General features: G+C 51.4%; 8 protein-coding genes and 1 pseudogene. 3 read left to right on the top strand and 6 right to left on the bottom strand.

Annotated features, from left to right (window positions below; all coding sequences use genetic code 11):
• Positions 1-166: 166 nt before the first annotated feature.
• The gene (locus tag ABD76_RS22250; RefSeq protein ID WP_197257525.1) at positions 167-1,489 is read right to left on the bottom strand and encodes an IS4 family transposase; all 1,323 of its coding nucleotides are present in this window, start codon (positions 1,487-1,489) and stop codon (positions 167-169) included.
• 209 nt (positions 1,490-1,698) lie between these two features.
• Entirely contained in the window at positions 1,699-3,396 is a 1,698-nt protein-coding gene (locus tag ABD76_RS22245) for an ABC transporter substrate-binding protein (protein ID WP_197259258.1), read from the bottom strand.
• Between the two features lie 361 nt (positions 3,397-3,757).
• On the opposite strand from ABD76_RS22245, the gene ABD76_RS22240 reads away from it, so the two are divergent.
• Complete coding sequence (locus ABD76_RS22240) at positions 3,758-4,243, top strand: phosphotransferase (RefSeq protein WP_242069736.1); 486 nt, start codon at positions 3,758-3,760, stop codon at positions 4,241-4,243.
• Between the two features lie 55 nt (positions 4,244-4,298).
• Here the strand turns inward: ABD76_RS22240 and ABD76_RS22235 are convergent.
• From ABD76_RS22235 to ABD76_RS22220, 4 genes and pseudogenes are all read right to left on the bottom strand, one after another.
• Positions 4,299-5,033, bottom strand: a pseudogene (locus tag ABD76_RS22235) (amino acid ABC transporter ATP-binding protein); the annotation flags it as partial.
• 10 nt (positions 5,034-5,043) lie between these two features.
• Positions 5,044-5,709 (bottom strand): amino acid ABC transporter permease, encoded by a 666-nt coding sequence (locus tag ABD76_RS22230; RefSeq protein WP_197259257.1) that lies wholly within the window; start codon positions 5,707-5,709, stop codon positions 5,044-5,046.
• 14 nt (positions 5,710-5,723) lie between these two features.
• Complete coding sequence (locus tag ABD76_RS22225; protein ID WP_197259256.1) at positions 5,724-6,554, bottom strand: amino acid ABC transporter substrate-binding protein; 831 nt, start codon at positions 6,552-6,554, stop codon at positions 5,724-5,726.
• Positions 6,555-6,685: 131 nt separating this feature from the next.
• Positions 6,686-7,069 carry an ABC transporter substrate-binding protein gene (locus tag ABD76_RS22220; protein ID WP_197259255.1) on the bottom strand — a complete coding sequence of 128 codons (384 nt, stop codon included), beginning with the start codon at positions 7,067-7,069 and terminating at the stop codon, positions 6,686-6,688.
• A gap of 136 nt (positions 7,070-7,205) precedes the next feature.
• Here ABD76_RS22220 and ABD76_RS22215 point away from each other — a divergent pair, with 136 nt between their 5' ends.
• Both ABD76_RS22215 and ABD76_RS22210 read left to right on the top strand, forming a co-directional pair.
• The gene (locus ABD76_RS22215) at positions 7,206-7,349 is read left to right on the top strand and encodes a hypothetical protein (protein WP_197259254.1); all 144 of its coding nucleotides are present in this window, start codon (positions 7,206-7,208) and stop codon (positions 7,347-7,349) included.
• 297 nt (positions 7,350-7,646) lie between these two features.
• The coding region (locus ABD76_RS22210; RefSeq protein WP_197253959.1) for a transposase at positions 7,647-7,942 on the top strand (296 nt) is incomplete at its 3' end.

Below are 7,942 nucleotides of genomic sequence, written 5' to 3'. Positions count from 1 at the left end.
CAATGTCATTAAGTTAAGCTCAAAGACAAGAGCGGAAATAAAAATGGAATCCGAAACGGCATGGGAAAAAGCCCTGTGCCGTTTGTTTTTGGTGCAAGCAAGGAAAAAGCGTACAGCAAACAAAGCGGACGGAAGATCCGCTTAAAAAATGTTCATATGAAACGAATTATGCTACTCTATAGACGAAGCTAACAACTGATTTGTAGCGTATTTTGCGCGTATTCTGCTGCCCTGGGCGAACGGGGCGAATCGGCAAAATGTTTTTGCGGATCAGTGCTTCAACATCGGGCGGGGGTTCATCGTGCCGTGAGCGCAGGAAATGTCTAGAAACGTGAACGGCAACCGTGAAGTTGACTTGGTATGAGTGCCGTTTATCCATTTGGGAAATGACGACGTGTGAGGTCATCATTTCAGCGAAATTGTACATGATCATTCTTGCGAAAATCTCTTGGGTGATGGACTCTCGTCTCTTTGCGTGAAAATTCGTCAGACCGACAGTGTACTTTAATGCCCTGAAAGAGGTTTCAATGCCCCATCGCCTGTTATACATAGACTTGATTTCATCGGGTGGGAAATCAGCGGCAGAAAGATTCGTAATGACGGTCTCATAAGCGCCATGAGGCAGGACGAAACGAACAACCCGAAAGGTAATCGGGTAAAACAAGTTCTCATGCAAATCCAAAAAATCAAATGTAGACGTGGAAGGAACGAACTTGTACATCTCGGGATTAGCCTTGACCTCTTTGGTTTGTTTTTTGGTGAGTGTCAGATGAACGTCCCTATCAAACTCTCCGCTAGAGGGCAAACGCAAGCCCGAAAGAATACCATTGGAATCCAAATCCTTTACCCGTATGACATAGTTCCACCCTTTGCGTTCAAGGTGCGCGAAATTGTTGTAACTTTCATAACCTCTATCGGCAATAACAATGGTTTTGCCCTTGATGGGAGAACGGTCAACCATAGCAGCCAGCGCCCTTCCCTCGTTGCACAACCTTCGTGGTTGAACAATGGCATCCACGTACAGTCTGTTGCACAAGTCATAGGCAGCGTTCAAATGCAGAAGGCTATAGCCTTTCGTGTTCGGTTGACTTTGAAAATAGGTGTCCGTGTCCGCAGAGTCAGTTGCGATATGTAAATCCGAACCGTCAACGGCAAGTAATCGATACCCTCGGTAGTCCTTGATATCCGTATACGATTGCGTAAATGCGTGAAACAAGAATTCCACAGCAGACGGCAGGATTTTATTCCTCTGTTGGACAAAAGCGGAAGTGGTTGCGGTGTTTACGTTATAACCTTGGGATTCCAGGAGTTCCTTATATATGCTGTTGCCCCCCATGGAGATCAGGAGTTGCATCACCGTTTCAAAGGATAGCTTTTTCTTTCGGGTAAAATCTTTTTCAGGGTTTTTGACATAAGGTGCTGGTGCGGCTGCCATTTCTCGTATGAGGGATGTCAGCGTTTCTTTTAGCGAATTCGCGTACTCATTCATTGGCGTAACCTCCTCGTTTTTTCAAGGGGCTTCGCCACACATATCCATCTACCTGTTAAGTCTTGATTTTCTTTTGAAACAAAAAAAAGAGCGGGCTATCTTTTTGATAACCTGCTCTTGTGCTTGATTATGGTTTCCGCGCCTTATCTTAATGACATTGGGGCAAGCCCCCCTCCCCTCTTGAAGCATGTTCTGATGCGTTGGTTGCGTTACTCTACCCACCAGTTGATGATGCGGAACATATAACCGTAGGCAAGCGAAGGCTCCGGTCTGTCTTCTTCCGCAAATTTGACCTTAGGGCCCAAGCCTTGCGGCGTGCCGTACTGGTACAAGAATACATAAGGAAGATCCGTGGTGATTTCTTTGCCGATCTCTTCGTATACTTCTTTCCGTTCGTTCTGATCGACGACGGAATACCCCTTTACCCACAGTTCATCCAGCTTCTCGTTTTTGTACCAGCCCCCGTTTTGATTCGGCGGGAAGAATTTCGATGAGAAAATGCTTTCCGAGTTCGGGTCCGGATCGGTCAAGGACCATGCCGCCAATACGGCCTGATATTTCCCTGGAATCACGTTCTGTTCTTGCCATGCGGAAAAGTCGATTCCCCTTGGCTGCACTTCAATCCCGACGTCCTTCAAGTTCTGTTGGATGACGGCGGCGACTTGCTCGCGGCGGCTGTTCCCCGTATTGTATTGAAGCTCGAAGGAGAAGCGCTGCCCGTTCTTTTCCAAAATGCCATCCGCGCCCGGTACCCATCCGTCTTCCGCCAGCAACTTCTTCGCTTTTTCCAGATCATAGTCATACTTGACCGCTGCTTCTCCCGGGTCTGCCCAGGAGCCTGGCAGGAACGGCGAATTCATCAATTGGCCGGTGCCCTTCAGGATGTTGTCAACCATGCCTTGACGGTTGAGCGCATGCGCGATGGCCTGTCTCGTCTTCTGGCCGGTGAAGAAGCTCTCATTGTTCGGGAAGTTCATGCCGTTGAAATTGAAGCCAAGGTATTCATACATTGGCCCCGGGGCGAGTATGACGCGGAGATTTTCCCGTTTCTGCACCGCATCGAGCTGCGTGACCGGAATCGCCGAGATGGAGTCGATATCGCCTTTAATGAGCGCTTGCACTTCGGTATTTTGGTCCGCATAAATTTTGTAGATGACTTTAGCGATATGCGGCTTCTTGGCCCCCCAATAATTCGGGTCGGCTTCGAAGCTCAAATACTGCTTCTGCTTCCATTCCGTCCATTTCCATGGGCCGTTCGTTACGGTCTTGGCAGGGTCGGAGCCAAAAATATGCTGCTTCAGTTCCTTGACGGGAACATCCTTCAAAATATGTTGGGGCACGAGTTCCATTTTTAGAGAGTAAAGGAAGGGAGCATAGATTTGCCCGAGCTTGATTTCTACGGTGTGGGTATCGATTTTGGTGATGGTGTCGACATGTTCGAATTGACTGATGCCTGGGGAACCGGTATCCGGGTTGCGCATCGTATTAATCGTATAGATCAGATCATCCGCCGTAACCGGCTCGCCGTCGCTCCATTTCGCTTCGGGCTTCAGCTTGATCGTATAGGTCTTCGAGTCTTCGCTAATCTGGGGAAGCTCGGCGGCTAGGGACCAGGGCTCTACCACAATGTTGGCTTGCCGATCGAGATCGTACAGTCTGGCAAACATCAAGTTGACGGCATCTCCTGAAGCAGTGTCGCTCGCAAATAACGGGTTGGCCGTCACGATGTCCGAGAAGGTGCTCAGCGTGAGCGTTCCGCCATCCTTTGGCGTTTGCGCCGTATTTTCATTTGCCGGTTCCGTCCTGGCTGTGTCGGACGGTTTGGTTTCTTCCTTGGGCGGATTCGTCGATGAAGGTGAACCACTGCACGCTGAGACCAGCGTTCCCATAAGCACCACAAGCAGCATGAATGAAAACCACTTCTTTTTTACCACGTAATTCCCCTCTCTCAAATTCGAATTTTGTGTGAAGGATGTATTTTCCTCACATTGTACCACTAACCCCTTTACATCGGGTAGTAAAATAATAGAAAAAATTAGTGCTCTTTCAGTTTTTATGAGATAAAGCACGTATTTTACAGAACGAGACCGAAACATCCCGATCCCTGGCTTGAAATGGGGCGGACTTCCGGCTCATTTTGTGCTTGCCACACCCGTCTGCAAAGTGCAGCATACTTGAAAAAATAACGGCAACGGAGCGTGAATGCGCCTAATGATGACAAGCCCGTAATCTACCTGATCGTATGTCAGCGTATCCCGGAAGCTGGATATGGAAGATATGAGCGCCGGCTTTCTGGGACAATTAGGGAGCTGTATGGGGAAAATGCATACGATCGCGCTCCGGGAACGGATTGAGTATGACTGGAACAGTCCCTACGTGTTGCTTGATCCGGAGGAGGAAAACTACAGCGACGCCAAGCAATGGTATGAAACACTCAAGTATTCGGAAGCCGATTATGCTCTTATTGAAGAAATATGGGATGTCTACAACCGGAAGCGCAAGGAGCTGGAAGCGGCCTTCCCTGCGCTGCCGGCCGGCGGAGTGCAGGGGGACTTGTCGCTGAACAATCTGCTGATCGATGAGGATCGGAAGCTGGCGGGCATTATCGATTACAATCTGGCCGGCCAGGACAAGTTCGTCAGCTATATGATGCAGGCGGCGCAAGCCGGCGCATGGCAGGAAGTGAACGAGCGCCTGCGCTGGATGCGCCGCGAGTTGACGCGAGAGGATATCTTGGCGTATTTGGAGTCGTAGCGGTTCGCCCCTCATATCGCTGAGAGGCTGCTGCCGGGACATCCTTCATCCAATGGAGCCGACGGAGAAATTGCCGCGTCCGCTCCTGGGTTGGCCGGTCGAACAGTTGATCCGGCGGGCCTTCCTCGATGACAGCTCCTTGATCCAGGAACAGAACCCGGTCGGCCATGGAGCGCGCGAACTGCATCTCATGGGTGACGATGACCATCGTCATCCCTTCCCGCTTCAGCCCGGCCATCACGTCCAGCACTTCGCCCGCGATCTCGGGATCAAGCGCCGACGTGGGCTCATCGAACAGCATCACATCCGGTTCTAATGCCAAGGCCCTCGCGATGCCGACACGCTGCTGCTGCCCGCCCGACAACTGGTACGGGTACGCCTCCGCCTTGTCGGCCAACCCGACCTTCTCCAGCAGCTTAAGCGCGCTTGCCTGCGCTTCCGCTTGCGCCCGTCCCCGTACCGTCACCGGACCTTCCATCACATTGCGCAGCGCGGTCATATGCGGGAACAAATGATGCGCCTGGAACACCATCCCGGTATGCAGGCGCAGCTTCCTTACCGCTCCCGCTTCAACCCGTGTCCCCTCCCGGAAATGGAGCTCGGCGCCGCCGATGCGAACCGAACCGCTCGTCGGCTGCTCCAGCAGATTCAAGCAGCGAAGCAGCGTCGATTTGCCCGAGCCCGAAGGGCCGATGATAACGACCGTCTCTCCTTTGTTCACATGCAGACTAATCCCTTTCAAAATCGCCGCATCTCCGATATGTTTGCGCACATCTCTTATGTCAATCATAGACCTGCTCCTATCGAACGGCGTAGCGTTCAAAATATTTTTCCGTCCTCGCCTGCAGGGCGGACAAAATCGTGCTGAACAATAAATAAAGAAGCGCCACTTCGCAATAGATGACCATATGCTCGTAGGTGGCCGCCGCAATCTGCTGCGCGCGCTGGAACATCTCCGTCACGGTAATGGTCGCGGCCAGCGATGTATCCTTCACCAGGCTGATGAACGAATTCGACAGCGGCGGAACCGACACCCTGGCCGCCTGCGGCAGTATAATCCGGCGCAATATCTGCCTGCGCGTCATGCTGAGCGATTCCGCCGCTTCCCACTGTCCCTGCGGGATCGACTGCATGGCGGCCCGCAGCACTTCCGAGTTGTAGGCCCCGACGCTCAGCGAGAACCCGATCACCGCGGCCGGGAAGGCGCCAATCGTAATGCCGACGCTGGGGAGACCGTAGAAAATAATAAACAATTGCACAAGCAGCGGCGTCCCCCGAATGATCCAGACATAGAAGCGCGCGGCCCACACGAGCGGCCGGATATTCGACAAGCGGGCCAAGGCCGTCAATAAAGCGAGCGCCAGACCCAGCGCGAACGAGATCAGCGTAAGCGGAATCGCGAACAACAACCCCGATTTAAGCAAGGGCCATAGCGAATCGATAAAGAGCTGTATGTTTTTATCCATAAGCAATCACCCGATTATTTCGAAATGTCGGCATTAAAATATTTTTCGGAAATGGCCAAATACGTGCCGTCGGCCTTCATATCCGCCAGGGCCTGATTCACCGCATCGACCAGATCCGGATTGCCCTTGCGCAGCAGGATGCCGCTGCGGGACGCATTCGCATGCTCCGCCACGACCTTCACCTTGGCGTCGGGACGGTGCTTTTTGAAATCGAGGAAGGACAGGCCGTCGTTGACCGTGACATCAATGCGCTTCGATACAAGCAGTTCGATCGCCTGATTGAAGCCGTCCGTCTGCACAATCTCAGCGCCGTTCTCTTTCGCCAGCTCCGTCAAGTTGGAAGTGAGCGACTGGCCGGCTTTTTTGCCTTGAATATGCGCAAAAGCCTTCACATCCTGATTATCTTCATGCACGATCAGCACGGCCTTCGACACGCTGTACGGATCGGAAAAGTCATACTTCTGCTTGCGCTCCTCGTTGATGGCCACCTGGTTCACGACGATGTCGAACCGCTTCGCATCCAGCCCGGCGAACATCCCGTCCCACTTCGCTTCGGCGAATTCCGGCGTCGCCCCCAGCCGCTTCGCGACCTCTTCGGCAATCTCGACGTCGAACCCGGTCAGCTTGCCGCTGTCGTCATGGTACGTGAAAGGAGGATACGTCCCCTCGGTGCCGATGCGCAGCTTCCCGCTCGCCTTGATCTCTTCCAGCAAGCCGCCCGCTTCGGCCGATGCGGCCGTCCCTTGTCCGGACTCCGGCTTCGCGCCCTCGCTCTGGCTGCCGCAAGCCGTCACCATCATGGCGGCAAGGGCAAGCAACAGGAATGTTATAGTTCTTTTCTTCATCGCGCACAACCCCCTGAACGTGAAATATCATTCGATGCCATCTTATGAATCCGATGATTGTTCCGATGATATCACGGTTCTTGGGGGGAAACAATATTTTTTTCGCATAATTCCCATCTACTAACTATGTTTTATAATGGATTAGCCCCATTCCGGGCTGGACAGCCCTTCATCACGCGCCAATGATTCGGGAAGTTCCGTTCAATCGTATCCACGCCCCGCGCTGCCACCGGATACGCATCGAGCATGGCCATATAATCGACGAACGAAATATACGGCGTCGCAATCTTCATCGGCTTGGCCTCAATCACCGTCTCGCCCACTACATGTGCCACGGTTCTCGGGAATGATGCGGCTGAACCGCTATCCGCCGCTGCCGGCTGCTGCGACTCCTGCGTAGTTTTTTGGATCGCCGACTCCTGAACCGTCCCCTCCTGCGAGGCGCTATTTCCGCAACCGGCAACCACCCACATCATGGCGCAAAGTAGAACCGCAAAACGTGCTATATTCCGCATCTTTCCTATTCCCCTTTTCTTCATCTATATCGTTCGACAATGAGAACCATTATCAATAGAAATATCGTACTACTTCACCCCGCCCGGCTTCCACCAGTACACGGAATGGAAATGGCGGTTGTACGGATCGGGTGTGATGAAAAGTAAATTGAAGGAAGGAAGACTTGGTGAGTTGCTGAAAACCACGAGGAAAAATAAAGAAGGCACTTTAAAACCGGAATTAACTAACTCCCGCTATGATAGTAGTGAAAACAATACCTCATTCCAAAAGGAGGCATAAACACCAAAATCTGTTGACAAACAAAAATAATAAACTATAATACATATAAATGCTTTTTATTTTCAATTAGAAAAAACTCGATCTAATGAATGAAGGTACGCAATAATAATAGAAAATAGTGCGGACTACCAAAACTTTTAAAAAACTAAGCCTTTTAAAATACTAAAAGATACATATCACTGTACCGTGATTTCGGATAGATGCCTAAAAGTCTGGTGAAAAAGTCCGCTTAAACAGGTCTTTCCCACGGTTTTGTCGAATTTGTACTGTAACAAATAATCGAGAGAGTGATTGAACATGAAAGCCTATAAGTCATCGGCTGTCCAGCCTCAGATGTTTCAATTCGTGGATATGGATGAACTCGTGCCGAAAAAGCACATCCTGCGTCAAATCAACGAGGCGCTTGATTTATCCATCGTCCATGATTGGGTAGCGCCGCTATATACGGAACGCACCGGTCGCCCGGCGGCTGACCCGGAGCGAATGGTTCGACTGATGCTGCTTTCGTATTTGTTCAACCACTCCGAACGGGAATTGTATCAACTGCTGCCCATGCATGCGGGCTATTTGTGGTTTTGCGGACTGGATTTCGA

Origin of the sequence: Paenibacillus dendritiformis, from assembly GCF_015845845.1 — a bacterium.
In the GTDB taxonomy this organism is placed as follows: Bacteria; Bacillota; Bacilli; order Paenibacillales; family Paenibacillaceae; genus Paenibacillus_B; species Paenibacillus_B dendritiformis_C.
Note: the sequence above shows the minus strand (reverse complement) of the source record. Positions and strands in the feature narration are given on the sequence as shown.